22 protein-coding genes and 1 other RNA gene are annotated in these 23967 nt (G+C 72.2%); 10 read left to right on the forward strand and 13 right to left on the reverse strand.

Going from position 1 to position 23967, the window contains the following annotated elements:
- Positions 1–118 precede the first annotated feature (118 nt).
- The 6 genes from hisD to ACFQMF_RS01140 all read right to left on the reverse strand — a co-directional run bounded on the left by hisD (position 119) and on the right by ACFQMF_RS01140 (position 4849).
- Positions 119–1396, reverse strand: coding sequence for a histidinol dehydrogenase (gene hisD / locus ACFQMF_RS01115; RefSeq protein WP_256407277.1), 1278 nt, complete (start codon positions 1394–1396; stop codon positions 119–121).
- A gap of 558 nt (positions 1397–1954) precedes the next feature.
- A complete protein-coding gene (locus ACFQMF_RS01120) occupies positions 1955–2164 on the reverse strand; it encodes a hypothetical protein (protein WP_256407278.1) in 210 nt (69 codons plus the stop codon).
- Positions 2165–2210: 46 nt separating this feature from the next.
- Positions 2211–3176 (reverse strand): phytoene/squalene synthase family protein, encoded by a 966-nt coding sequence (locus ACFQMF_RS01125; protein WP_256407279.1) that lies wholly within the window; start codon positions 3174–3176, stop codon positions 2211–2213.
- A gap of 193 nt (positions 3177–3369) precedes the next feature.
- Positions 3370–3531 (reverse strand): HVO_2523 family zinc finger protein, encoded by a 162-nt coding sequence (locus tag ACFQMF_RS01130; protein WP_256407280.1) that lies wholly within the window; start codon positions 3529–3531, stop codon positions 3370–3372.
- Between the two features lie 86 nt (positions 3532–3617).
- Positions 3618–4196 carry a hypothetical protein gene (locus ACFQMF_RS01135; RefSeq protein WP_256407281.1) on the reverse strand — a complete coding sequence of 193 codons (579 nt, stop codon included), beginning with the start codon at positions 4194–4196 and terminating at the stop codon, positions 3618–3620.
- Between the two features lie 74 nt (positions 4197–4270).
- Complete coding sequence (locus tag ACFQMF_RS01140) at positions 4271–4849, reverse strand: cysteine hydrolase family protein (RefSeq protein ID WP_256407282.1); 579 nt, start codon at positions 4847–4849, stop codon at positions 4271–4273.
- 214 nt (positions 4850–5063) lie between these two features.
- Between ACFQMF_RS01140 and ACFQMF_RS01145 the strand changes: the two genes are divergently transcribed.
- Together ACFQMF_RS01145 and ACFQMF_RS01150 are read left to right on the forward strand one after the other, a co-directional pair.
- Complete coding sequence (locus ACFQMF_RS01145; protein ID WP_256407283.1) at positions 5064–6824, forward strand: Hvo_1808 family surface protein; 1761 nt, start codon at positions 5064–5066, stop codon at positions 6822–6824.
- A gap of 82 nt (positions 6825–6906) precedes the next feature.
- Complete coding sequence (locus ACFQMF_RS01150) at positions 6907–8067, forward strand: nicotinate phosphoribosyltransferase (protein WP_256407284.1); 1161 nt, start codon at positions 6907–6909, stop codon at positions 8065–8067.
- Between the two features lie 40 nt (positions 8068–8107).
- Here ACFQMF_RS01150 and ACFQMF_RS01155 read toward each other — a convergent pair whose 3' ends face one another.
- Entirely contained in the window at positions 8108–8710 is a 603-nt protein-coding gene (locus tag ACFQMF_RS01155) for a TIGR00296 family protein (RefSeq protein ID WP_256407285.1), read from the reverse strand.
- Between the two features lie 214 nt (positions 8711–8924).
- Here ACFQMF_RS01155 and rnpB point away from each other — a divergent pair.
- An RNA gene (gene rnpB / locus ACFQMF_RS01160) (RNase P RNA component) lies at positions 8925–9287 on the forward strand.
- Between the two features lie 455 nt (positions 9288–9742).
- On the opposite strand, the gene ACFQMF_RS01165 is transcribed toward rnpB, so the two are convergent.
- The 4 genes from ACFQMF_RS01165 to ACFQMF_RS01180 all read right to left on the reverse strand — a co-directional run bounded on the left by ACFQMF_RS01165 (position 9743) and on the right by ACFQMF_RS01180 (position 13377).
- Entirely contained in the window at positions 9743–10684 is a 942-nt protein-coding gene (locus ACFQMF_RS01165) for a CPBP family intramembrane glutamic endopeptidase (protein WP_256407286.1), read from the reverse strand.
- Positions 10685–10765: 81 nt separating this feature from the next.
- Positions 10766–11311, reverse strand: coding sequence for an NUDIX hydrolase (locus ACFQMF_RS01170; protein WP_256407287.1), 546 nt, complete (start codon positions 11309–11311; stop codon positions 10766–10768).
- Between the two features lie 34 nt (positions 11312–11345).
- Positions 11346–11801 carry a hypothetical protein gene (locus ACFQMF_RS01175; protein WP_256407288.1) on the reverse strand — a complete coding sequence of 152 codons (456 nt, stop codon included), beginning with the start codon at positions 11799–11801 and terminating at the stop codon, positions 11346–11348.
- Between the two features lie 112 nt (positions 11802–11913).
- Positions 11914–13377 (reverse strand): Y-family DNA polymerase, encoded by a 1464-nt coding sequence (locus tag ACFQMF_RS01180; protein ID WP_256407289.1) that lies wholly within the window; start codon positions 13375–13377, stop codon positions 11914–11916.
- A gap of 186 nt (positions 13378–13563) precedes the next feature.
- On the opposite strand from ACFQMF_RS01180, the gene ACFQMF_RS01185 reads away from it, so the two are divergent.
- The 4 genes from ACFQMF_RS01185 to ACFQMF_RS01200 all read left to right on the forward strand — a co-directional run bounded on the left by ACFQMF_RS01185 (position 13564) and on the right by ACFQMF_RS01200 (position 18345).
- Positions 13564–15357: a PAS domain-containing protein gene (locus tag ACFQMF_RS01185; protein ID WP_256407290.1), complete on the forward strand. Its 1794-nt coding sequence runs from the start codon at positions 13564–13566 to the stop codon at positions 15355–15357.
- Between the two features lie 113 nt (positions 15358–15470).
- Entirely contained in the window at positions 15471–16787 is a 1317-nt protein-coding gene (locus tag ACFQMF_RS01190; protein ID WP_256407291.1) for an MFS transporter, read from the forward strand.
- Positions 16788–17298: 511 nt separating this feature from the next.
- Positions 17299–17577: a zinc ribbon domain-containing protein gene (locus tag ACFQMF_RS01195; RefSeq protein ID WP_256407292.1), complete on the forward strand. Its 279-nt coding sequence runs from the start codon at positions 17299–17301 to the stop codon at positions 17575–17577.
- A 93-nt stretch (positions 17578–17670) separates the two neighbouring features.
- Positions 17671–18345 (forward strand): phosphate ABC transporter permease, encoded by a 675-nt coding sequence (locus tag ACFQMF_RS01200; protein WP_256407293.1) that lies wholly within the window; start codon positions 17671–17673, stop codon positions 18343–18345.
- 44 nt (positions 18346–18389) lie between these two features.
- Here the strand turns inward: ACFQMF_RS01200 and ACFQMF_RS01205 are convergent, their stop codons facing one another.
- Positions 18390–19250: a 3-hydroxyacyl-CoA dehydrogenase family protein gene (locus tag ACFQMF_RS01205; protein WP_256407294.1), complete on the reverse strand. Its 861-nt coding sequence runs from the start codon at positions 19248–19250 to the stop codon at positions 18390–18392.
- A 340-nt stretch (positions 19251–19590) separates the two neighbouring features.
- On the opposite strand from ACFQMF_RS01205, the gene ACFQMF_RS01210 reads away from it, so the two are divergent.
- From ACFQMF_RS01210 to ACFQMF_RS01220, 3 genes are all read left to right on the forward strand, one after another.
- Positions 19591–20394 (forward strand): class I fructose-bisphosphate aldolase, encoded by an 804-nt coding sequence (locus ACFQMF_RS01210; RefSeq protein WP_256407295.1) that lies wholly within the window; start codon positions 19591–19593, stop codon positions 20392–20394.
- Positions 20394–21362, forward strand: coding sequence for a class 1 fructose-bisphosphatase (locus tag ACFQMF_RS01215; RefSeq protein WP_256407296.1), 969 nt, complete (start codon positions 20394–20396; stop codon positions 21360–21362). The genes ACFQMF_RS01210 and ACFQMF_RS01215 overlap by 1 nt, the downstream gene beginning before the upstream one ends.
- A gap of 79 nt (positions 21363–21441) precedes the next feature.
- Complete coding sequence (locus ACFQMF_RS01220; RefSeq protein ID WP_256407297.1) at positions 21442–23262, forward strand: acyl-CoA carboxylase subunit beta; 1821 nt, start codon at positions 21442–21444, stop codon at positions 23260–23262.
- 22 nt (positions 23263–23284) lie between these two features.
- On the opposite strand, the gene ACFQMF_RS01225 is transcribed toward ACFQMF_RS01220, so the two are convergent.
- The gene (locus ACFQMF_RS01225) at positions 23285–23833 is read right to left on the reverse strand and encodes a DedA family protein (protein ID WP_256407809.1); all 549 of its coding nucleotides are present in this window, start codon (positions 23831–23833) and stop codon (positions 23285–23287) included.
- Positions 23834–23967 lie beyond the last annotated feature (134 nt).

Raw genomic sequence — 23967 nt, forward strand, 5'->3', positions numbered from 1 at the left:
GGAACGAACCGTCCCGTACCCGCTCGGACTGATCTGTGACAGTATATACCGCTCCGGAGACAAGCGTCCGCTCCGGGTCAGGCAGGGGCGGGGTGCGGGGAGGCAGCGGGACGGTAAGTCACTCGAACCGCTTCCGGACGCTCTCGGCGTGCGCCTCCAACCCCTCGGCCTCCGCGAGCGTCGTGACCGTCTCCGAGAGGTCGGCGAGCGCGTCGCGGTCGAGCCGCTGGACCGTCGACGACCGGAGGAAGGTGTCGACTGAGAGCCCGCCGTAGCGCTTCGCGCCGCCGTTCGTCGGCAGCACGTGGTTCGTGCCGGTTGCGTAGTCGCCGGCGGCCACGGGGGAGTACGGGCCGAGGAAGACGGAGCCCGCGTTCGAGATCCGGTCGAGGAGGGCCTCGTCGTCGTCGGCGACGATCGAGAGGTGCTCGGCGGCGTACTCCTCGGCGAACAGCACCGCCTCGGGCATCGAGCGCGCGTGGAGCACGCCCGAGGCCTCGTTGTCGAGGGCGGCGCGGATCGTCTCCTCGCGCTCGCGCCCCGCGGCCTGTGCGTCGACCGCCTCGGCGACCGCCTCGGCGAGGTCGGCGTCGGCGGTGACCGCGACGACCGAGGCGTTCGGGTCGTGCTCGGCCTGCGCGACGAGGTCGGCCGCGACGAGCTCGGGGTCGGCCGTGTCGTCGGCGAGCACGAGCACCTCGCTCGGCCCCGCGAGGAAGTCGATCTCGACGTCGCCCTGCACGACCGCCTTCGCGGCGGTGACCCACTTGTTGCCGGGGCCGACCACCTTCTGCGCGTTCGTCACCGTCTCGGTGCCGTACGCGAGCGCGGCGATCGCCTGCGCGCCGCCGACCTGATAGACGGCGTCGGCGCCGGCCTCGTGGATCGCCGCGAGCGTGACCCGGTTCAGCTCCTCGGCCGGCGGGGTCGCGACGGCGACGTGGTCGACGCCGGCGACGACCGCCGGGATGACGCCCATCAGCGCGCTGGAGGGGTACGCCGCCGCGCCGCCGGGCACGTACACCCCCGCGCGGTCGATCGGGCGGAACCGGCGGCCCAGCTCCCGGCCGCCGAACTCGTCGCGCCAGTCCTCGGGGCGCTGCCGCTCGTGGAACGCCCGTACGTTGGCGGCGGCCTCGCGGACCGCGTCGAGGACCGGGTCGTCCGCGTCGTCCAGTTCGGCGTGCGCGCGCTCGGCGTCGTCCGTCACGTCGATGTTGCCGACCGTCACGCCGTCGAACTCCTCGGCGAACTCCCGCAGGGCGACGTCGCCCTCCTCGCGCACTCGGCCGACGATCTCGCTCACGTCGTCGCGGACCGCGTCGACGCCGGCGTCGCGCTCGAAGAGGGCGCGCCGCTCGGCCGGCGAGAGGTCGGCAACGGTTCGTACGTTCATACGACCCCTGCGAGCCGCGGTCAAAAGGGCGTTCCGACTTCGCCCACCTCGGTCGGACGCCCGGATGTCACCGACTGGGCTTCTGTTGTGCGGTATTTAAATAACCGCGAGCGACGACGACAACCAGTCATAAACCGGTGCGGTGGCGCGTGCCTCCGAGTGGCCGCCCTCGGCGGCCAAGAGGAGCGCGCGAGGGAGGCGGCGGGTCAGCGCGGCGTCGCCCGCGCTGACCCGCCCGCCGAGGCTGGGGAGGCGTGAGGTGCGGTCGCTGTGCGGGCGGGGTGGGACTCAAAGGGGCAGCCGCGAGGACGACTCAGGCGACGTAAGCACCGCAAGGAGCGAGTGAAACGAGCGACTGAGGAGCGAGTGAAACGAGCGACTGAGGAGCGCAGCGAGCGTAAGTCGTCCTCGCGGCTGGGGCTTTGGGGGTGTCCGTCGCGGATTCGATGCCAGGAGCGTATCGTCGAGCGGTTAGGGCCGTGCGGTTGATCTCGATGTCGCCGGTCGCGTTCGGCCGAGCAGCCGGGGCGTTGGAGGCGTTCAGCGCGGAGAAGTCGATCACTCCAACTCTCTAACTCCCGTCACGTCGAGCGTCGCGAGGACGACGAGGACCGCAAGCAGCCCCGCGGCGACAAAGAGGATCGGCGCCGACAGCGCCACGGCCAGCTCGTACGGCGCGAGGAGGCGGGTCGTGCCGCGGACGACGAACGACAGAAAGACGAGTCCGAAGGCGAGCAGCGCGAGGCCGACGAAGCGGGACCGGTTCATTCCGACCCCCGACGCCCCGGTCCCCGGCGCCCCGGATCCCCCACGCTCAGTCCGACTGCGCGACGCCCGAGCCGTGCGGCCCGTGCTCCCGGTGGTCGCGGGCGCCGTCGAAGCCGCGGCACATCTCGTAGAACACCGCCTCGGGGTCCCTGTTCCACTGCCACTTCCAGCGCGTCCGGACGAGCAGCGAGATCTTGCGGGTAAAGGAGAGCTCCGGCGTCGTCGACACCGTGTCGTACCCCAGGTTCCGAATGAGCCGGTGGTGGTCAGCGTACAGCACCGCCGCGAGCAGCACCGCCAGCTGGCAGTCCTCGGGGAGGTACTTGATCCCCGCGACCCCCTCCTCGTAGAGCCGCTCCGTCCGGGCGAGCTCCTCGCGGATCGCGGCCGCGACGTTCGCGTCGAACTCGAGGTCGAGGATCTGCTCCTCGGTCACGTCGTGCCGCCGGAGCGTCTCCAAGGGGAGGTAGATCCGGTCGCGCTCCACGACGTCCTCCCGGACGTCCCGGATGAAGTTCGTCATCTGGAACGCCTCGCCGAGCTTGGTGGCGTGCGGGAGCGCCGCGGCCTCGGTCTCCTCGTCGAGCTCCATGATCGCCGTCATCATCCGGCCGACCGCGGCCGCGGAGCCGTCCATGTACGCCTCCAGCTCCTCGTACGTCTCGTAGCGGTCGGTGTCGATGTCGCTCTCCATCGCGTCGACGAACGAGTGGACGTCCTCGTCGGCGATCCCGTGCTCGGCCTTGATCTCGGCGAACGCCTCCAGCACCGGGTCGTCCGTCGCCTCCTCGCCGAGCGCGGCCCGCCGGAGCCGGTCGAGCTCGGCGCGCTGTTCGGCCGGGGGGTCGGTGTCCTCCGCGTCGACGACCTCGTCGGCGATCCGGAAGAAGCCGTACAGCACGTACGTGGCGTGGCGGATCCGCTCCGGCAGCAGCCGCGTGGCGACGTGGAACGTCTTCCCCGTGCGACGCTGGATCCGCTTGCTCCGGGCAACCTGGGTGTGCTCTACCATGATGACCCCTGGCGGTCGGCGAAGAGGGTCGAGAGCGGGTCGCCGGTCATGGCAGAAAAATCGACCTCCAAGAACATAACAGTTCGCACATCCATTGTTGTTTTCACCCCGACGCCCGTTGATTCCGTCTCGATCCGAGAGACGCGAAGGGGGTCCGGTCGAGCGAAAACCGGGGCGCCGCGGCGCTCCGCGCTCAGTAGAAGGTGTCGCTACAGTCGTAGACGACGCCGTGAGCCGGACAGACGTACTTGCAGTGTCGATGGTACATCGGCGTCCCGCAGCGCGGGCACGGTCGGCCGCCCCGGCCGGCCGCCGTCTCCTCCGAAGCGGTCCCGTCGCCGTCGCCCTCGGTCATACCGTCCCGTACCGACGCCGGAGGCATAACAGATCCCCCTCCGCGCCGCGGATCGCCCCCCGGTCATCACCGTCGTCCCTAACGAGTCAGGTCGCCGCCAGCGACTCGTACACCGACTCCGCGACGCGCTCCTCGCCGAACGGGAGCGTCAGCACCCCGCCCCACCCGTCGTCGGTCAGCGCGCTCACCGTCGGCTCGTCCAGCTCGACCCGCCGGACCTCGGTCCCGTCGAGCGTCATCGACGCGACGAACCGCTCCGGCTCGCCGACCGCGCCCGACGCCGCCAGCCGCTCCTGGAAGGCGTCGACCCCGTCGCCGTCGAGCGCGACGTACACGAGGTACTCGCCGTCGCCGTCGAAGACGCCCTCCACCTCGTCGAGGTCGGCCGCGCCGAACAGCCGCCGGTCGACCTCCCCGTCGCGGAGGAGCCGCGCCTCGAACGGGGCGTCCGGGTCGGCGTCGACCGCGCCGGCCGAGCCGCCGCTCTCGCCCGCCCCGGCCGAACCCCCGCCCACCGGGTCGCCGTCGATCGGTCCGCCGCCGCCCGCGCCGGCGTCGCTCGCGGCCCCGCCGTCCGACACCGCCGTCGCCCCGGCGAACCCGACGGCGCCGACCGCGCAGGCGGCGCCGACGCCCGCGAGCATCCCGCGTCGAGAGAGTTCCATACCCGACCGTTCCCGCCGGGGTTCAAAAGGGTTACACGCCGATTTGCGCGGCTGATAACGACGCGCCGGCCGATTCACGCCTCCGCGAACTCGACGTCCCCGAGGGCCGTCGTCTCGCCGAACAGCCAGTCCGCGTGGTCGACGGCGTACTCGCGGTGGTCCTCGGTGATGTACCCCAGCGCGTCCTCGACGACGACGGGCCGGTAGTCGCGGAGCCCCGCGCTGCCGGCGGTGTGGAGGACGCAGACGTTCGCGAGCGTCCCGCAGATCAGCAGGTCAGAGATCCCGTGCGCGTCGAGGTGTCCCTCCAGATCGGTGTTGTAGAAGGCGTCGTAGGTGTGCTTCTCGACGACGTGGTCGGCCTCGCCCACGTCGAGCCCCTCGACGAGCTCGGCGTCCCACGACCCCTCGACGACGTGCTCGCCCCAGCGGTCGAACTCGTCGTAGTAGTGCGCGTCGTCGAACTGCTCCGGCGGGTGGACGTCGCGGGTGTAGACGACGCTCGCGCCGGCCTCGCGCGCCCGTTCGACCAGCGCCGTCACCGGCCCGATCGCCGCCTCGCTCGGCTCGGCGTAGAGGCTCCCGTCCGGGTGACAGAACCCGTTCTGCATGTCGACGACGATCACCGCGGTTTCGGTCGGATCGTACGGCATGGGCGACGGTTGGGCGTCGCGACCCAAAAATCCGAAGCCGGAGCGGGGGCGACCGTCGGGCGCGTCCGGGCCGACCGCCGGGTGCGTCCGGGCCGACCGCCGGGTGCGTCCGGGCCGCCACCGCGGACCGTCCCCGGGCCGACCGCCGCACCGACGGCGCCCCCGGAGCCGCCGCACCGACAAACTACTTATCCGGTCGGTCGTAATCGCCCCTATGCGACGGGTTCTCACCCTCTCGGTCGTCGCCGCCGCGATCGCCCTCCTCTCGCTCGGCGTCGGCGGGGTCGCCGCCGCCGGCCCGGTCGCCGCCGGTCCGGTCGCCGAAAGCGTCGCGGTCAACTCGGCGGCCGCCGGGGGCGCCGCGCCGGCCAGCGCGACCGCGGCCGAGTGCGAGGCCGGCGACGGCGCCGACCTCGTCGGCTGCTGGAACGGGACCCACTACGAGGAGGAGCTCTCCTTCAACCAGAGCGACGGGCTCAACGAGTCCGAGCTGGAGGCGCTGACGCACCTGACGATGGCGCGCGTCGAGCACCTCCGCGAGCGGCCGTTCCGGGAGGACGTGCCGGTCGCGACCGTCACCCGGAGCGAGTACGCCAACGACACCGCGAGCGGCGGGAACGGCTCGACCGACGAGGCGTTCCGGCGCTGGAACGACCAGGTGTGGGAGGCGCTGTTCGTCGTCGGCGAGGACGAGAACGCGAACGACGAGATCGACGCGGTGTTCGGCGGCGCCGTCTCCGGCTTCTACTCGCCGGCGCAGGACCGGATCGTCCTCGTCGTCCCCGAGGGCGAGGAGGCCCGGATCGACCCCTCGACGCTGGCGCACGAGCTCGTCCACGGGATGCAGGACCAGTACCACGACCTCACGCGGCCCCGATACGCCGGCGCCACGCAGGACGGCGACCTCGCGGTCGACGGGATCGTCGAGGGCGAGGCCGTTCACGTCGAGGAGCTGTACGCCGCCCGCTGCGCGGCCGACTGGACCTGCCTCGACGCGCCGAGCGGCGGGGGCGGCGGGTCGCCGGCCGACTTCAACTTCGGCATCCTCCAGACCGTGCTCCAGCCGTACTCGGACGGCGCGCTCTACGTCGAGGAGCTGGTCGACGAGGGCGGGTGGGAGGCCGTCAACGAGACGATGACCGAGCCGCCGGGGAGCACCGCCGAGGTGATCCACCGGAACCCAGAGTACGAGACCCGTAACGTGACGTTCGAGGACGCCGCGACCGGCGAGTGGGAGACGTATCCCGACCAGGGGGTCGACGGCGCTGAGACGACCGGCGAGGCGTCGATGTTCGTGATGTTCTGGTACCAGAGCTTCGAGTACGGGTACCCGGTGCTCGACCCGGACGCGAGCCCCCGCGAGAACGTCCGGATCCACACGCGGCCGGACGAGGAGCTCCGGACCCGCGCGAACTACAACTACGCCCACGAGTCGACCGACGGCTGGGCGGGCGACGAGCTCTACCCGTACCGCGCCGGCGACGGCGACGACGCCCGCGACGGCTACGTCTGGGTGACGGAGTGGCAGACCCCCGGCGACGCCGCCGACTTCCGCGAGACGTACGTCACGATGATCACCGCTCACGGCGGCGACGAGTACGAGGCGGGCCGGGTGTACGAGATCGACGGCGGCGACTTCCCCGGCGCCTACGGCGTCGTGCGCGACGGGACTCGCGTGACGATCGCGCACGCCCCGACGCCCGACGGCGTCCTTGAAGTGCGTCCCGACGCGGACCTCGCGCCGCCCGCGACCGACGGCGACGGGACCGATGACACCGGCGACGGCGGCGCGGGCGACGAGGGCGGTTCGGACGGTGACGACGGGACCGACGAGGGGATCGACGGCGACGACGCCGACGGCTCGTCGGGACCGGACGCCTCGACCGGAGACGCGGCCCCCGGGTTCGGGGTCGTCGCCGCCCTCCTCGGACTGCTGGCGGCGGTGTCGCTGCTCGCGCGCCGGACCCGAGACTGACCGGCGCCGGCGGGCCGGAGGTCGGTGGAGCGTCGGCGTCGGACCCGGACCGCTTTTCTCTCGCGCGGGCCTGTTCCGTGACATGACCGAGTTCGACATCGTCGACGCGGCCGCGATCCGCGACGGTCGGGCGACGGACGCCTACTTCGAGCGGACCGAGGCCGCGCTGGAGGGCGCCGGCCGGAACCCGCGGGTCGTCGCCGAGGTGACCGCCGACCAGTTCCCCGACGGCGACTTCGAGCTGTTCGCCGGGCTGAAGGACGCGCTCGCGCTGTTGGAGGGGCGCGACGTCGACGTCGACGCGGTCCCCGAGGGCCGGCTGTTCGACGGCGGCCCGGTGATGCGGATCGAGGGGCCGTACCTCGCGTTCGCGCGGCTGGAGACCGCCCTCCTCGGCTTCCTCTCGCACGCCTCGGGGATGGCGACCGCCGCGCTCGACTGCCGGGTCGCGGCGCCGGAGTCGTCGGTGCTCTCCTTCGGCGCGCGCCACGTCCACCCCTCGATGACGGCGGCGGTCGAGCGGTCGGCGCTCGTCGCGGGGTTCGACGGGTTCTCGCACGTCGCCGCCGGTGACCTCATCGGCCGGGAGGCGTCGGGGACGATGCCCCACGCGCTCTCCATCTGCTTCGGCCGCGGCGCACAGGAGGCCGCGTGGCGCGCCTTCGACGAGGCCGTCGACGAGTCGGTGCCCCGGATCGCGCTCTGTGACACCTACTCCGACGAGGTCGACGAGACGCTCCGGGCGGTCGACGCGCTCGGCGACCGGCTGGACGGCGTCCGGCTCGACACCACCGGCTCGCGCCGCGGCGACTTCAGACACATCGTTCGCGAAGTCCAGTGGGAGCTCGACGCCCGCGGCCACGCCGACGTCGACGTGTACGTCTCCGGCGGGCTCGGTCCCGCCGACCTCCGGGAGCTTCGGGACGTCGTCGACGGCTTCGGCGTGGGCGGGTACGTCTCCAACGCCGACCCGGTCGACTTCGCGCTCGATGTCGTCGCCGTCGACGGCGAGCCGGCCGCGAAGCGCGGCAAGCTCTCGGGCGCGAAGGCCGTCTACCGCACCGCCGACGGCGCACACGCGGTCGGGCTCGCCGACCGCTCGGGCCCCGAGGACGCGGAGTCGCTCATGGAGCCGGCGATCCGCGACGGCGAGGTCGTCGCCGACGACATCGCCGACCTCGCGGGCGCGACAAAGCGCGCGCTCGCGGACGCGGAGGCGGTCGGGTACGGAACGGACGGATAGGGGGCGAAGAAGTGCGCGGATCGGCCGCGGTTCCGGCCGGTTACAGCTCCTCGACGGCGCCGCCGTCGGCGCGCTCTCGGAACACCTGGCCCTCGATGAGCGTCACCATCGTCTCCTCGTCCTGCCAAGCGTCCGGGGCCAGCTTCGCCTTCCGGCAGGCGCGCGAGAGGAACTCGGCGCCGGACCAGCCGTTCTCGACGGGCACGGTCGGGTAGAGCCAGCCGTGCGAGTTGCCGCCGTCGACGGCGACGCCGTGGGTGCCGATCTCCAGGTCGGCGAGGGGGTCGTTGGTGAGCACCGTGTTCGAGACGACGAACACGGAGACGGTGAGGTTGTCGAGCTCCTGCGGCTCGACCTCCGAGCCGCAGGAGTCGTCGGAGGCGGCCTTGATCGCGGCCTCGACGATCGCGTGGCCGAGCTGGTCGGAGGTCTCCCACGCGCCGGCGCAGCCGCGGAGCCGGCCTCGGCCCCTGGTGGACTCCAGTCGAACGAACGCCCCGGTGCGGGCGTAGAACGCCTCGCGCATGCTGCCGGGTTGTTCGCGTTGTCCGTGTCGGACGAACGACTCGACCGCCTCCCGCGCGAGTTCGACCGCTCGTGCACCGTCGTCGTACGACAGCTGAACGGTCTGGGCCTCGGACATAAAGGACCATTACGTTGCTGACGACTTGAACGCTTCCCTTGCGAATCGATAGCACGGCGTCACCGCCGAGCGTCCCCGTCTCGGTCCCGATCGCCATCGTTTCGGCTCCGATCGTTCCCGTCTCGGCTCCGACCGTCCCCGTCTCGCCCGCCAATCGGGCTCGGCCGACCCCCGACCGAATCGCTTATTCGCGCCCCCGGCGAACGTCGGGCCGGACAGAGGGAGCCCGACTCCCGTGCCTCCGGCATGAGGAAAGTCCCCCCACCGGCCGGACGGGCGACCGGGCACACGCCCGGAGTCGGAGACGGCTGGCTCTGGAACAGCAACGACACCCCCCGCCCCGACCTGTGAATCGCGTTCGGTCGGCTCGGCGACCGGCGGCGTTCGCGGGGTCACCCGCGAACGAGCGAACCGACCCGCGAGGGAAGGGAGTTAACCCGAGGAGGATCGACGGGCGGGAACGGATGGAACGGCGAATCCTCGCCGGTGCAAGTCCGCGCCACAAGGTAGTCCGGCCACGGCGCGGACGCTCAGCCGAATGTCGGGACGAACCGAAGGGGGCTTACTCCCCTCAGTCCACCGCTACTCGATAGCTGATGGTGTTTCGCTCGTTTGGTTATAACTCATTGCTTGTTCGGTCTTGGTGGACACCCCCAAAGCCCCAGCCGCTCGGTTACACGTGGGTGTCACCGGATCCCCGGTAAACACCTCCAAAGCCCCAGCCGGGAGACGGGCGCACGCTCGCTGCGCTCCTCACTCGGTCGCTCACTTTGTTCGCTTCCTCGTTGCGGTGCTTACGTCGCCTGCGCCCGCCTCCCGGCTGCCCCTTTGAGCCCCGCCCCGCACAGCACCGCGACCGCAGCCTCACGCCTCCCCAACCTCGTCGGTGGTCCTCCGCTTCGCTCCGGACCACCGACTTCCCTCGCGCGTGCTCCTCACACCCTGCGGGTGCTCGGAGGCACGCGCCGCCGCCTCAGTCGCTTACAACATCCCGTCGCCGTCGAAGGAACCCTCGATTCGCTGCCTGACGAATCAAACCGGTAGCAGCGCCGCGCTGCCGCCGGCCGCTGCTCGGAGCTCGTCGCTGTAAGCGATGGTGATGTACAGGATCGTGAAGATGACGGCGTTGTGGAGGCCGTGGAGCAGCGCCGGAACGACGAGGTTCCCGGTGTACTCGTACACCGCGCCGAAGACGATGCTCGGGAAGAAGAGGATGGCGATTGTGGTGAGTCGCCCGGAGATCCCGCCCGTCAGCGCCATCACGTGGACCGCCGCGAAGATCGCGGAGGCGATGAGGATCGCGGGCGCCGGCGACAGCGTCTCCCGGAGCCGCCCCTGCACGACGCCGCGGTACAGGATCTCCTCGGAGGGCCCGATCACGAGGAACGACGCCGCGACGAGGAGGGGAATGATCGCGGGGTTCTGCATCGCCAGCTCCGCGCTCTGATTGGACGCGGTCTCGGTGCCGAGCTGCTGGATCACGGCCGAGACGGCCGTGATCGCGACCAGGATGAGCGCCCAGCTCCCGATCACGAGGCCGATCTCCTTCAGGCTCGGCCGCCGCACCCCGAGGTACGCGACGATCCCGGCGCGGTCGAGCCCCCGCCACGCGAGGTAGCCGAGCGCCAGCCCGCCGAACGCGACGTACTGGCCCAACACCAGCGTGAGCGCGAGGCTCGCGGCGAGCGGGAGCCCGCCGGTCACGGTGTTGATCCCGAGCACCACGCCCCCGCTGGCGAGGGCGATCGCGGGACCGAGGACCCCCAGGAGCAGGGCCGTCCCGATCGCGACCGCGACGGCGCGACCGCCCGGGCCCTCCGGCGCGGTCGAGGCGACGGCGTCGTCGGCGGTCGCCGGCCCGTCGCCGGGCGCGGTCGAGCCGTCCGCCGGCTCGCCGCCGTCGGGAGCGCTCGGTTCGCCGCCGGAAGCCCCCGGCTCCCGTCGATTCCCGTCGTCGCTGGAGGGGTCAGCCATTACCCGGCGTACGGGCCCACGCATAATAGGGCTGTTCGTGCCGGGGCCCCGGGTGCGGTCGTCGCCGGCCCCACTCCCGCCTCACCGGTGCAGCAGCTCGTACCAGAGCACGGCGGTCACGGCCCGCCCGTCGCGCAGCCCCTCGTCGACGACGGCCGACAGCAGGTCGTCGTACGGGACCGTCTCGACCGCGATCGACTCGTTGTGGTCGAGGTCGCGCTCGGCCGTCGGTTCGCAGCCCGTCGCGAGGAAGTGGTGGTGGACCGCGTCCGCCATCCCGTTCGTCGGCTCGACGGTCGTCAGGCGCTCGAAGGCGTCGGCCTCGTACCCCGTCTCCTCGGCGAGCTCGCGGGCCGCGGCCCGTTCGAGGTCGGCGGCGTCCTCCGGCTCGACCGTCCCGGCCGGGAGCCCGCGGTTGACCCGGCCGACCGCCTGCCGCCACTCGTCGATGACGACGACGTCGCCGTCGGGGGTCAACGGGAGCACCACGACCGCCGGCGGCTCGTCGACGTAGTGGAAGCCGTCGGTCTCGCCGCCCGGGAACCGCACTTCGTCGCGACGCACGTCGAAGCCGGGACAGCGGTAGTCGATCTCGGTGCCGAGCGTCTCCCACGCCAGATCGTCCATGCGTCCGGGTCGGCGCTCGGGCACCTAAATCCCCTCACTCGGTCGGATCCGATCCGCTTCGAGCCCGGAACGCCTCGACCGCGCGGACCGCGACCGCGCCGGCGACCCACGCGAGCGTGCCCAAGACCAGGGCCTCGACGCCGACGAAGACGAGGCCGTCGACCGACAGCAGCGCGGCGACTCGCTCCCCGGCCGGGCGCCCGGAGAGCCCGAGCAGGTAGTGGTCGGCGCTGTACCCGAGGAGCGCGCCGTAGACGGCCGCCCACGCGAGCGCCAGCCCGGCCCGTCGATAGGCGAGGGCTACGGCCGCGACGGCGCCGAGGAGCGCCGCCTGTCCCGCGAGGAACACGACCCCGCCGGAGACCTCGAAGACCCCGAGCGCGTAGGCGGCGAAGGAGGCGAGGAACAACAGCGGCGGGGCGAGGAGCCGGTTCCGACGCGGCGAGCCGTTCCGATTCGAGCCGAGGAGGACGCGGCGAGCGAGGGACACGTTCCCGGATCGTCGCGGTCGCCTGATAAATCCACGCGCCGGTCCCGGCGTCGCTACCGCTCTCGCTCGCGGCGTCGCCGACGGTCCTCGTCGGCGGCCCCGCGGCCGAGCCTCACCCCCACTCCCCGAGCGACGCCTGGCCCTCACCGCGCTCGCTCGCCCGCCGGTCCCGCGACTCGTCCGTCTCGCCCCGGTCCCCGGCGCTCGGCTCACCGCCGACCCAGTCGGTGAGCTTGCCGCCGTCGCCGTCGGTGGCGACCGAGCGCGTCCGGCCCTCGCGGCCGCGGTCGCTCGCGGTCCCGCCTCCGCCCCCCGTCCCCTCGCCCGCGTCGAACCCTCCGAGGGTCGACTGGTCGCTCTCGGCGAAGTCGAGGTTGGAGACGCGCACGCCGAGCTTGCGGACGCGGTCGTCGGCGAACTCGTCGAGGAGGTCGAACGCGACCGACTCCACGAGGTCGGGGTCGTCGACCGGCCCGGGGAGGCTCCGCGCCCGGGTGTTGACGTCGTAGGGCGGCTGGACCGCCTTGATCCCGATGGTGCGGTAGAGGCACCCGCGCTCGCGGGTCCGCCGGGCCACGTCGGCCGCGAGCGCCGCCACGGTCTCTCGCTTCGTCCCCTCGTCCGCCGTCGGCGACAGCGACGACTCCCGCGAGAGGCTCTTGGGGAGCCCGGTCGGGGTGACCTCCCGGTCGTCGTCGCCGCGGGCGCGCCGGTGCAGTTCCGGGCCGCGCTCGCCCAGCTCGTCGGCGAGGCGGTCGGGGTCGGCGGCCGCGAGGTCGGCGGCGGTCTCGATCCCCATCTCGGCGAGCGTCCGCTCCGTCACGGGGCCGACGCCGTGGATCTCGGCGGTCGGGAGCGGCGCGAGGAACGACTCGACCGCGCCCGGCGGCACGACCACGAGCCCGTCCGGCTTGTCGGCGTCGCTGGCGACCTTCGCGGTCGACATGTTCGGCGCCACGCCGACGCTCGCCGGCACCCCGGCCTCGCGCTCGATGCGCTCCTTGACGTGCCGGGCGTACCCCTCCGCGAGGGTCCGCGCCTCGGCGGGGCCGGCCGCGGCGCTCGGCGGAGGACCGCCGCCGTCGCTCTCCCCCGCCGCCGCGCTCCCCCCGGCGACGTCCCACGCGGTCCGGTCGGTGACGTCGAGGTACGCCTCGTCGACGCTCACCTCGCGGAGCGTGTCGGCGCAGTCGCGGAGGACGGCCTTCACGTCGCCCGCGACCGCCTTGTAGAAGTCGAGGTCGACGGGGAGGTACCGGCCGGCCGCCTCGGGGTCCGGCGCGTCCGGGTCGTCGGGGTCGGCGTCGGCGCGGCGGGGGAGCAGGTCGAGCGCCTCCGAGATCGGCATCGCGCTCTCGACGCCGAACGCGCGGGCCTCGTAGCTCGCGGTCGCGACCGCGCCGATCGTCTCGCCCTCCTCGTACCCCATGCCGACGACCACGGGCTCGCCCGCGAGCTCGGGGCGCCGCAAGCGCTCGCAGGAGGCGTAAAAACAGTCCATGTCGACGTGGAACACGACGCGGTCGCTCCCGTCCGCCTCGTCGGTCGCCGTCCCGGGGAGCGTGCCGCCCGCCATCGCCCGAGGCTCCGCGCCCCGTCGCCTTAAGAATCAGCCACGCGCGGCGGTAGTGGAACCGGGGGTCGGCGTCTCGTCGTTCGGCGTCCCGCCGTCCGGCCCCGCCCCGCGCCCTCCGCCGGTTCGATCCTCAGAACTGATACCCGGGGCGGTATTCGTTTAACGGGCCGCCCCGTACCGGGTGCCATGCCCGAACGGATCGACGTGTTACACGTCGACGACGACCCCTCCGTGCTCGACCTGACGGAGGCGTACCTGGAACGCGAACTGGAGTCTGTCGCGGTGACGAGCGTCACGTCGCCCTCGGACGCGCTGGACGAGCTCGACGGCGGTCGGTTCGACTGCATCGTCAGCGACTACGACATGCCCGGCATGGACGGGCTGGCGTTCTTCGAGCGGCTCCGCGAGACCGACCGCTCGATCCCCTTCGTGCTGTACACCGGGAAGGGGAGCGAGGAGATCGCGAGCCAGGCGCTCAACGCCGGCGTCACCGGCTACTTCCAGAAGGGCGGCCCGGAGCAGCTCCGCCGGCTCGCGAACCGGGTTCACCAGGCGGTCGACGAGCACCGCACCCGGGAGATCGCGGACCGCTACTCCACCGTCATCGAGGCGCTCGGCTACCCGGTCTACGTCGTCGACGAGACCGGCGTCTTCCGGTTCGTCAACGAGCCGTTCGCGGAGCTGACCGGCTACGACCGCGAGGAGATAATCGGCAGTCCGCCGGGCTTCATCAAGGACGACGAGGCCGTCGAGGAGGCGGAGGACCGGCTCGGCACCATCCTCTCCGACGACGGCCCCGACGTCCAGCACTTCCCGGTCGACATCGTCCCGAGGGAGGGCGAGCCGGTCCCCTGCCGGGACCACATGGCGGCGCTGCCGTACGACGGGGAGTGCTTCGAGGGGAGCGTCGGTATCCTGCGCGACGTCTCGGACGAGGTGGAGCGGCGCGAGGAGCTGGAGACGAAGACCCGCGCGCTCGACGAGGCGCCCGTCGGCATCACCATCACGGACCCCGACCTGCCGGACAACCCGATGGTGTACGTCAACGACCGGTTCGTCGAGATGACCGGCTACGATCGCGAGGAGTCGATCGGCGTGAACTGCCGGTTCCTGCAGGGGCCCGACACCGACGAGGAGCCCGTCTCCGAGCTCCGCCGAGCGGTCGAGGCCGAGGAGCCGACGAGCGTCGAGCTGCTGAACTACCGGAAGGACGGCACCGAGTTCTGGAACCGGGTCAGCATCGCCCCCATCCGTGACGCGGACGGGCGGGTCACCGAGTGGGTCGGCTTCCAGGAGGACATCACGGGGTTCAAGGAGCGCGAGGCGGCGCTCGAACGCCAGAACGAGCGGCTCGACTCCTTCGCCGGCATCGTCTCGCACGACCTCCGGAACCCGCTCAACGTCGCGCAGGGCCGCGTCGACCTGGCGCAGATGACGACGGACGAGGCCGACGAGCACCTCGACGCCGCCGCCGCCGCCCTCGACCGGATCGAGTCGATCGTCGAGCACACGCTCACCCTCGCCCGCGAGGGCGACACCGTCGGCGACCCCGAGTCGGTCGACCTCGCGGCGGTCGCCGCGGACAGCTGGGAGACAGTCGACACCGGCGCGGCCGAGCTGGCGGTCGAGACCGACCGCGAGGCGCTAGCCGACCCCGACCGGCTCCGGAACCTCTTCGAGAACCTCATCCGGAACGCCGTGGAGCACGGCGGCCCGGACGTGACGGTCCGCGTCGGCGACCTCGACGGCGGCTTCTACGTCGCCGATGACGGGCCGGGGATCCCGGAGGGGGTCGCCGACGACCTCTTCGAGCCCGGCCAGAGCGGCGTCGAGGGGAACACCGGCTTCGGGCTGGCGATCGTCCAGGAGATCGCCACCGCCCACGGCTGGACCGTCTCGGCGACCGAGTCGGCCGAGGGCGGCGCGAGGTTCGAGATCCGCGGGATCGAGCGCCGTCGCCCGCCGCTGGCGGAGGCGTAGGAGTCGACGGCCTCCTCGCCTCGACCCTCCGCGAGTCGGACCGGACCGCCCGGAACCGGAACGACTCCCGCCGTTCGCAAACGCCTTTGTAATCCCGACCGAAGCGGAAGAAAATGGGGACGCTCTCCGGTATCGCCGACACCGACCGACGGGTCATCGTGCTCGCGCTCGCCCGGATGGTCGGGGCCGCCGGCAACTCCTTCCTCATCGTCGTGCTGCCGCTGTACGTCGCGAGCGACCTGATCGACGTCAGCGCGCTCCTCGGGACGGAGGTCGGCGTCGGCGCGGCGTCGGTCACCGTGACCGAGCCGCTGCTCATCGGGATCGTCCTCTCGCTGTTCGGCTTCCTCAACAGCCTCTCGCAGCCGGTCACCGGACGGCTCTCCGACCGGATGGGCGTCCGGCGACCCTTCGTGCTGATCGGCATCCTCCTCTTGGGGACCGCGAGCGGGCTGTACACCGTCGCGACCGTCTACTGGCAGCTGGTCGTCCTGCGGGCGATACAGGGGTTCGGCGCGTCCCTGATCATCCCCGCGACGGTCGCGCTGGTCAACGAGTACGCGGCGGCCGACGCCGACCGCGGCGGCAACTTCGGCGTCTACAACACCTTCCGGCTGATCGGCTTCGGCTTCGGGCCGGTGCTGGCCGGCGCCGTCGTCGAGGCGGGCCCGTACGACCTCACGGCGGTCGGACTCCCCGTGATCGACGGCTTCGACGCCGCCTTCGCCGCCGCCTGCGGCGGGGCGTACCTCAGCTTCGCCCTCGTCTTCCTCCTGGTCCGCGACGCGGCCGAGTCCAGCGAGGCGAGCGACGACCTCTCGATCCGCGTGCGGGGCGAGGGCGACCGCCTGCTCGACCCCGTGTTCGCGCTCGGGCTGGCGACGGTGGCGATGGGGATGTGTATCGCGCTGTTCGCGACGCTCCAGAACCAGGTGAACGTCCGGCTCGACCAGGCGCCGGTGTGGTTCGGAGTCCAGTTCGGCGCGGTCACCGTCGCGAACGTCCTCCTGCAGGTGCCGGTCGGCCAGGCCAGCGACCGGATCGGGCGCCGGCCGTTCCTGCTCGCCGGCTTCGTCCTCCTCGTCCCGACGACGCTGCTGCAGGGGATCGTCACGGACCCGATCGTGATGACGCTCGTCCGGCTGGGACAGGGCGTCGCCGTCGCGTTCGTCTTCGCGCCGTCGCTCGCGATCGCCGGCGACCTCGCGCGGGAGGGCGAGTCCGGGACGACCCTCTCCGTCCTCACGATGGGATTCGGCTTCGGCATCGCGCTCGGTCCCCTCGCGTCCGGCTGGCTCGTCGGCTTCGGCTTCGTCGTCCCCTTCGCGGTCGGCGCGGCGCTCGCGGTCGTCGCGTTCGCGGCGGTCGTGACGCAGGTCGAGGAGACGCTCGGCGCGAGCGACGACGCCGGCGCGGTCGCGGCGGACTGAGGGCGACCGACCGCCGCTATCTACGAAATCCGTGTCCCGACCGCAACCGATCCGTGTCCCGACTGCGACTGATCCCCGTGGCGCGCCGCCGAGCGGCCGCCCCCGGCGGCCGCGAGGCGACCGCGAGGGAGGCGGCGGGTCAGCGCGGCATCGCCCGCGCTGACCCGTCCGCCGAGGCTGGGGAGGCGTGAGGCGCGGTTGCGGTGCTGTGCGGGGCGGGACTCGAAGGGGCAGTCGCGAGGCGGGCGCAGGCGACGTAAGCACCGCAAGGAGCGAGTGAAACGAGCGACTGAGGAGCACAGCGAGCGTGCGCCCGTCTCGCGACTGGGGCTTTGTGGGAGTCTACCGTCGATCCGCAGCCAGTCACGCACAGTCGAGCGGCCGGGACTTCGGAGGCGTCTACCGTCGATCGGGCGAGATTTATTTATAAACGATCAGCGGAGTGCTCGGAGAGCGACACCGGAGTAGCGGTCGATCGCTTATAAGTTCGTGACCCGCCAACCCCGTCCACGTGCCGAACGACCGCGTTCGCTGCGTCGACTGCCGCGAGCCGATCCCGAGCGACGCCCGGGTCTGTCCCCACTGCGAGACCGTCCAGCCGTCGCCGCTCGTCGACGTCGCGGTGGCCGTCGCCGGCGTCTTCGCGTTCGCCTTCGGCCTGCTCCTCGCGACCCAGACGATCGGGACGAGCCGGCTGCTCGGCTTCCTGCTGCTCGTCGTCGGCTTCGGCCTCGCCGTCGGCGGTTACACCCGTCACGTCGACCGGCAGGCGGGGCGGCGGGCGCGGTGAGGTCGACGGGACCGACCGGTCCCCTCAGCGGCGGGACCGCCGCGACCGCCCGGTCCGGCGGCTTTTAACCGTCGCCGGCGAAAAGCCGGGCGTATGCTCACCCCAGTCAACGCCGGACTCGTCCTCGCGGGGCTGCTCCTCGCGTTCGTCGGCGCCGCGGTCTCCGTCTACGCCGTCACGCTGACCGGGCTGCTCGTCGGGGGCGGCGCGGGCTACCTCGCCGCGCCGGGCCTCGTCGGGCTGCTCGCGGTCGACGGGCTGGTCCTGACGAGCGTCGCGGTCGCGGTCGGCGCCGCCGTCGGCGGCTTCCTCGCGTACGCCGGGCTCTCGTTCGCCGTCGTCGCCATCGGCGGGCTGGTCGGCGGCTTCGCCGGTCGGTTCGCGGTCGGCCCGCTGTACGCGGCCGACGCGGCCGGGATCGAGGGGACGCTCCTGCTGGTCGGCGCGACGCTCGCGGGCGTCGCGGTCGGCGCGCTGCTCGGGTTCGTCCTGAGCCGGACGACGCTCGTCGTCTCGACCGCGTTCATCGGCGCGGCGTTCGCGTCGCGGTCGATCACCCCCGCGACGCTCGACGCGGCCGCCGCCGGGCCGTCGGTCGAGCCGCTCCTGTTCGACGTCAGCGCGCCGGCCTTCGTCGCCGTGTTCGCCCTCGGCGCGCTCTCGCAGCTGGGGCTGTTCCGGTTCGGCTACGTGACGAAACTGGTCGGGCTCCTCCCCGGCGCGCGCCGGTGGACCGCGGACGACGACCGGGACGCGAAGGGCGCCTGAGTCGGGCGCGCCCCGGCCGCCTCTCTCGTCTCCCTCGTCTTCCCCTACTCGCCGTACTCGTAGAACCCGCGCCCCGTCTTCTTGCCGAGGTCGCCGGCCTCCACCTTGCGCTTGACGAGGTACGCCGGCTTGTAGCGGTCGCCGAGCTCCGCGTGGAGCGTCTCGCTGGCGTCGAGGACCACGTCGAGGCCGATGTGGTCGGCGAGCTCTAAGGGCCCCATCGGGACGTTCGTCCCGAGCTTCATTCCGCGGTCGATGTCGGCCTTGTCGGCGACGCCCTCGTCGAAGGCGCGGACGCCCTCGTTGATCCACGGCATCAGGATCCGGTTCGTGACGAAGCCGGGCTTGTCGTCGGCCTCCCACGTCTCCTTGCCGAGGTCCGCGGCGAAGGCGTGCGCGAACTCGACGACCGGGTCCGCGGTGCGCTCCCCGACGACGACCTCCACGCCGTCCATGACCGGAACCGGGTTCATGAAGTGGAGGCCGATCACGTCGCTCGCGCGGTCCGTGGCGCTCGCGATGGTCGTGATCGACAGCGTCGAGGTGTTCGTCGCGAGGACGACGTCGTCGTCGGTCACGTCGTCGAGGTCGGCGAAGACGTCCCGTTTCACGTCCATCTCCTCGACCGCCGCCTCGACGACGAGGTCGGCGGTCGCGAGGTCGTCGAGGTCCGTGGTGCCCGCGATCCGGTCGCGGATCGCACCGGGGTCCTCGTCGAGGGCGCCCTTCGACGCCAACCGGTCGAGGCTGTCGTCGATACTTCCGAGGCCGCGCTCGACGTACTCCCGTTCGATGTCGCGCATCACGACCTCGTAGCCGGCGGTCGCGGCGACCTGCGCGATCCCGTTGCCCATCGTGCCGGCCCCTACCACGCCGACGACGTCGATGTCGGATAGCTCCCGCATGCGAATCGCTGCCCCGCCGCGGCTGGTAAGTATTGCGGCTCCGTCGGCGCGATCCCTCCGGTCGGTTCCGGCTCCTCGACCGGTTGCGACTCTCGAATCGGTTGCGATCCCCTGCCCGACCGCGACCTCCTTCTCCACCGCGACCTCCTTCTCCACCGCGACCCGCTCCGGCGGGGATCGTTTCGGACGAGAGATAATTAACTATCTGAGTAGTAAGTATGAACCACGCGAACCTCCCTTTTGAACGCGAGCGAAGCGGGCCGAGCCCGCCGAATTCGTTTCTTTACGTCCGCCGAAACGACCATAGCGTTTTTTATCGATGTAACGGGAGTACGTACTGATGCTTCCTCACGCCGCCGACGACATCTCCCGCGACGGCAAATCGCTGATCCTGGCGTACGACCACGGGATCGAGCACGGACCGGTCGACTTCGAGCCGAACCCGGACACGGCCGACCCCGAGCGGATCTTCGAGCTCGCCACCCACGAGGCGGTCACCTCGCTGGCCGTCCAGAAGGGGCTCGCCGAGGCGTACTACCCGGACTACGAGGACGAGGTGAACCTCCTGTTGAAGCTCAACGGGACCTCGAACCTCTGGATGGGCGAGCCGGACAGCGCGGTCAACTGCACGCCGGAGTACGCGGCCGAGCTCGGCGCCGACGCGATCGGGTTCACCGTCTACGGCGGCTCGAACCACGAGGTCGAGATGGCCGAGGAGTTCCGCCGGGCCCAGGAGGGCGCCCGCGCCCACGACATGGGCGTCGTCATGTGGTCGTACCCGCGCGGTCAGGGGCTCCGCAACGACGGGAGCCCGGACGTGATCTCGTACGGCGCGCGGCTCGGCCTGGAGCTCGGCGCCGACGTGGTGAAGGTGAAGTACCCCGGCTCCGCCGAGGCGATGGGCCACGCCGTCGAGATGGCCGGCCCCGCCAACGTCGTGATGTCCGGCGGAACGATGCGCGACGACGAGGAGTTCCTCCGGAACGTCTCGAACGCCATCGACGCGGGCGCGACCGGGATCGCGGTCGGCCGGAACGTCTTCCAGCGCGACGAGCCCGAGCGCATCCTCGACGCCTTGGAGGCCGTGATCTTCGACGAGGAGTCCCCGGTCGAGGCGCTCGCGGCCGCCGAGAGCGCCGACTGATGAGCGATCCCGACCCCGGCGACGACCGCGCCGACGACGACGCCGACCCCGGCGGCGCCGATCCCGCCGACTCGACCGTCGAGGCCGTCTTCGACGCGGTCGCCGCGACCGCCCCCGAGATCCGCGCCGCGCTCCCCGGCCGCCGCGTCGAGAGCGGGACGGACAACCCCTCGGGCGAGTCGGTGCTGGCCGGCGACCTCTACGCCGACGAGCTGCTCGGCGAGGCGATCACCGCGATCGACGGCGTCGGCTCGTTCGTCAGCGAGGAGCGCGAGGCCGCCGTCGACGCCGGCGGCGCGGTCGGGAGCGACGGCGACGGCGGTCCCTACGCGGTCGCGATCGACCCCCTCGACGGCTCCTCGAACCTCCGGTCGAACAACGCGATGGGCACCGTCGTCGGGGTCTACGACGCCCCGCTGCCCGCGACCGGTCGCGACCTCGTCGCCGCCGGCTACGTCCTCTACGGCCCGATCACGACGATGGTCGTCGCCGACGAGTCGGGCGTCCGCGAGGAGGTGGTGGAGGCCGATCCCGGCGGCGGTGGCGACGACGGCCCCGCCGTCTCCCGCTCCGTCGTCGAGGCCGACCTGACGCTCCCCGACCACCCCCTCGTCTACGGGTTCGGCGGGCGCGTCCCGGACTGGCCCGACGACTTCACCGCCTACGCCCGCGAGATCGAGGACGAGCTGAAGCTCCGGTACGGCGGCGCCATGGTCGGCGACGTGAACCAGGTGCTCACCTACGGCGGGATCTTCGCGTACCCGGCGCTCGTCGACGCGCCCGAGGGGAAGCTCCGGCTCTCCTTCGAGGCGAACCCGATCGCCTACGTCGTCGAGCGGGCGGGCGGCGCGGCCACCGACGGCGAGATCGACATCCTCGACGTCGAGCCAGAGGGCGTCCACGACCGCGTGCCGCTGTACGTCGGCAACGAGGAGCTGATCGAGCGGCTGCAGGCGGCGCTGGACTGACCGGCGCCGCCGAGCCGGGGTCGGCGGCGTCCGAACCCGCATGGAAAACTGTTTAGGACTCTCCGCAAATCTTGCGCCCATGAGAGTCCACGTCGGCGCGGCGGCGACGCCGGAGGAGGCCGAGGCGATCGCGAAGTCGCTCGCGGAGCACCTCGGCGTCGACGTCGACGTCCACGTCGGCGACGCGGCGGAGCCCGCCGCGAGCGCCGAGCCCCCCGAGACGGCCTACCCCCTCGACGACGACCTCGGCCCCACCGACCGCGAGCGCGACCTCCGGGCGGAGATCGACGACATCCTGCAGGGGGGACCGGAGAAGTACCGCGAGCGGCTCGCGGAGCGGGGGAAGCTGTTCGTCCGCGACCGGCTTGACCTCTGGTTCGGCGGCGAGGGCGGGACGCGCGGCGCGGGCGACGCGAGCGCGAGCGACGGCGACCCGGCCGGGCTCCACTTCGAGGACGGGAAGTTCGCCGCGTTCGACGACTGGCACCCGAACGCGCCGAATCGCGACGCCGACGACGAGGGCGACGAGCCCGAGGGGTCCGGCGACCGCCTCCCCGCCGACGGCCTGCTCACCGGGGCCGCCGAGTTCGAGGGGCGCGACGTCCACTTCATGGCCAACGACTTCACCGTGAAGGCCGGGTCGATGGCCGCGAAGGGCGTCGAGAAGTTCCTCCGGATGCAGCAGCGGGCCCTGAAGACGGGCAAGCCGGTGCTCTACCTGATGGACTCCTCGGGCGGTCGGATCGACCAGCAGACCGGCTTCTTCGCCAACCGCGAGGGGATCGGGAAGTACTACTACAACCACTCGATGCTCTCCGGCGCCGTGCCGCAGATCTGCGTCCTCTACGGCCCCTGTATCGCCGGCGCCGCCTACACGCCCGTCTTCGCCGACTTCACCGTGATGGTCGAGGGGATGTCCGCGATGGCGATCGCCTCCCCGCGGATGGTGGAGATGGTCACCGGCGAGGAGATCGAGCTGGAGGAGCTGGGCGGCCCCCGCGTCCACGCCGAGGAGTCCGGCTCCGCGGACCTGATCGCCCGCGACGAGGAGCACGCCCGCGAGCTCGTCGCCGACCTGATCGGCTACCTCCCCGACCGGGCGGGCGAGAAGCCCCCGAAACGCGAGACGAAGCCCCCGAAATACTCGCCCGAGGGGATCGACGAGGTGATCCCGGAGGCGCCGAACCGCCCGTACGACGCCCGCGACCTGCTCGACCGGATCGCCGACGCGGAGTCGGTGTTCGAGCTGAAGGAGGGGTACGGCCCGGAGATCGTCACGGCGTTCTGTCGGATCGACGGCCGCCCCGTCGGCGTCGTCGCGAACCAGCCGACGGAGCGCTCGGGCGCGATCTTCCCGGACGCCGCGGAGAAGGCCGCGGAGTTCATCTGGACCTGCGACGCCTACGGGATCCCCCTGTTGTACCTCTGTGACACGCCCGGCTTCATGGCCGGCTCGGGGGTCGAGAAGGACGCAATCCTGGAGAAGGGGAAGAAGATGATCTACGCCACCTCCTCCGCGACGGTGCCGAAGCAGACCGTCGTCGTCCGGAAGGCGTACGGCGCGGGGATCTACGCGATGGGCGGGCCCGCCTACGACCCCGAGAGCGTGATCGGGCTCCCCTCGGGCGAGATCGGTATCATGGGGCCCGAGGCCGCGATCAACGCCGTCTACGCCCGGAGGCTCGCCGCGATCGACGACCCCGACGAGCGCGCGGCCGAGGAGGAGCGCCTCCGCGAGGAGTACCGCGAGGACATCGACGTCCATCGGATGGCCAGCGAGGTCGTCATCGACGAGATCGTCCCCCCGTCGACGCTCCGCGAGGAGCTCGCGGCCCGGTTCGCCTTCTACGAGGGCGTGGAGAAGGACCTGCCGGAGAAGAAACACGGGACCGTGCTGTGAGGGCGGGACGGGTCTGCCCGGCCTACAGCGCCGCGACCAGCTCGCTCCCGTACGCGCCGACCGCGCCGTCGAGCCCGAAGCCGACGGCCAGCCCGACCGCGAGCAGCGCGCCGGCGTAGGCGGCGGACCCGACCAGCGACGCGGCGGCGAACCGCGGCGCGGTGACAGACGAGGCGTTCGCGGTCGGCACGGCGAGCCAGCCGCGCGTGCCGGGCACCGCGTTCGAGGCCGCCACCGCGGGGAGCCCCCACCGGTCGAACCAGCGCCCCGCGCCGTCCAGCCGCGCCTCGCCGACCGGAACGAGGGGGAGCGACGTCGGGTCCGCGTCGAACCGGCGGACGCCGACGAAGAGGAGGGACTGCCCGACCGTCGCGCCGGTCACCGCCGCGGCGAACACCGGGAGCACCGCGACCGCCTCGACGCCCGCGGCGACCACCGCCGCGACGAACAGCGTCCGCGCCGGTAACACCTTCCCTACGAGGGCCCCTTCGAGGGCGAAGACGGCGAAGACGGCGACGGCCCCGTAGGTACCGACGAGGGCGAGCAGCGTCTCCGCGTGGGGTCCGATCACGACCATACTCCGCGTCCCACGCGTATAACTCCCGTCGAGAGGGACGGTAGCACCCGTCAACGCGCCCACTATCGAGCGGCATGGGGCCCGCTCCGTTCGTTCCCGCACGGCCGGGGCGTGGCTATTTACTCCGG

Origin of the sequence: Halorubrum rutilum, from assembly GCF_042665015.1 — an archaeon.
Lineage (GTDB): Archaea > Halobacteriota > Halobacteria > Halobacteriales > Haloferacaceae > Halorubrum > Halorubrum rutilum.

What these genes read in the sequence shown, in the direction of transcription:
- ACFQMF_RS01135 (WP_256407281.1), bottom strand. Translation starts at nt 4,196, where the DNA reads ATGGAACTCTCTCGACGCGGGATGCTCGCGGGCGTCGGCGCCGCCTGC.
- ACFQMF_RS01190 (WP_256407291.1), top strand. Translation starts at nt 15,471, where the DNA reads ATGGGGACGCTCTCCGGTATCGCCGACACCGACCGACGGGTCATCGTG.
- ACFQMF_RS01170 (WP_256407287.1), bottom strand. Translation starts at nt 11,311, where the DNA reads ATGGACGATCTGGCGTGGGAGACGCTCGGCACCGAGATCGACTACCGC.
- hisD (WP_256407277.1), bottom strand. Translation starts at nt 1,396, where the DNA reads ATGAACGTACGAACCGTTGCCGACCTCTCGCCGGCCGAGCGGCGCGCC.
- ACFQMF_RS01180 (WP_256407289.1), bottom strand. Translation starts at nt 13,377, where the DNA reads ATGGCGGGCGGCACGCTCCCCGGGACGGCGACCGACGAGGCGGACGGG.
- ACFQMF_RS01210 (WP_256407295.1), top strand. Translation starts at nt 19,591, where the DNA reads ATGCTTCCTCACGCCGCCGACGACATCTCCCGCGACGGCAAATCGCTG.
- ACFQMF_RS01130 (WP_256407280.1), bottom strand. Translation starts at nt 3,531, where the DNA reads ATGACCGAGGGCGACGGCGACGGGACCGCTTCGGAGGAGACGGCGGCC.
- ACFQMF_RS01205 (WP_256407294.1), bottom strand. Translation starts at nt 19,250, where the DNA reads ATGCGGGAGCTATCCGACATCGACGTCGTCGGCGTGGTAGGGGCCGGC.
- ACFQMF_RS01145 (WP_256407283.1), top strand. Translation starts at nt 5,064, where the DNA reads ATGCGACGGGTTCTCACCCTCTCGGTCGTCGCCGCCGCGATCGCCCTC.
- ACFQMF_RS01120 (WP_256407278.1), bottom strand. Translation starts at nt 2,164, where the DNA reads ATGAACCGGTCCCGCTTCGTCGGCCTCGCGCTGCTCGCCTTCGGACTC.
- ACFQMF_RS01125 (WP_256407279.1), bottom strand. Translation starts at nt 3,176, where the DNA reads ATGGTAGAGCACACCCAGGTTGCCCGGAGCAAGCGGATCCAGCGTCGC.
- ACFQMF_RS01200 (WP_256407293.1), top strand. Translation starts at nt 17,671, where the DNA reads ATGCTCACCCCAGTCAACGCCGGACTCGTCCTCGCGGGGCTGCTCCTC.
- ACFQMF_RS01150 (WP_256407284.1), top strand. Translation starts at nt 6,907, where the DNA reads ATGACCGAGTTCGACATCGTCGACGCGGCCGCGATCCGCGACGGTCGG.
- ACFQMF_RS01140 (WP_256407282.1), bottom strand. Translation starts at nt 4,849, where the DNA reads ATGCCGTACGATCCGACCGAAACCGCGGTGATCGTCGTCGACATGCAG.
- ACFQMF_RS01155 (WP_256407285.1), bottom strand. Translation starts at nt 8,710, where the DNA reads ATGTCCGAGGCCCAGACCGTTCAGCTGTCGTACGACGACGGTGCACGA.
- ACFQMF_RS01165 (WP_256407286.1), bottom strand. Translation starts at nt 10,684, where the DNA reads ATGGCTGACCCCTCCAGCGACGACGGGAATCGACGGGAGCCGGGGGCT.
- ACFQMF_RS01215 (WP_256407296.1), top strand. Translation starts at nt 20,394, where the DNA reads ATGAGCGATCCCGACCCCGGCGACGACCGCGCCGACGACGACGCCGAC.
- ACFQMF_RS01185 (WP_256407290.1), top strand. Translation starts at nt 13,564, where the DNA reads ATGCCCGAACGGATCGACGTGTTACACGTCGACGACGACCCCTCCGTG.
- ACFQMF_RS01220 (WP_256407297.1), top strand. Translation starts at nt 21,442, where the DNA reads ATGAGAGTCCACGTCGGCGCGGCGGCGACGCCGGAGGAGGCCGAGGCG.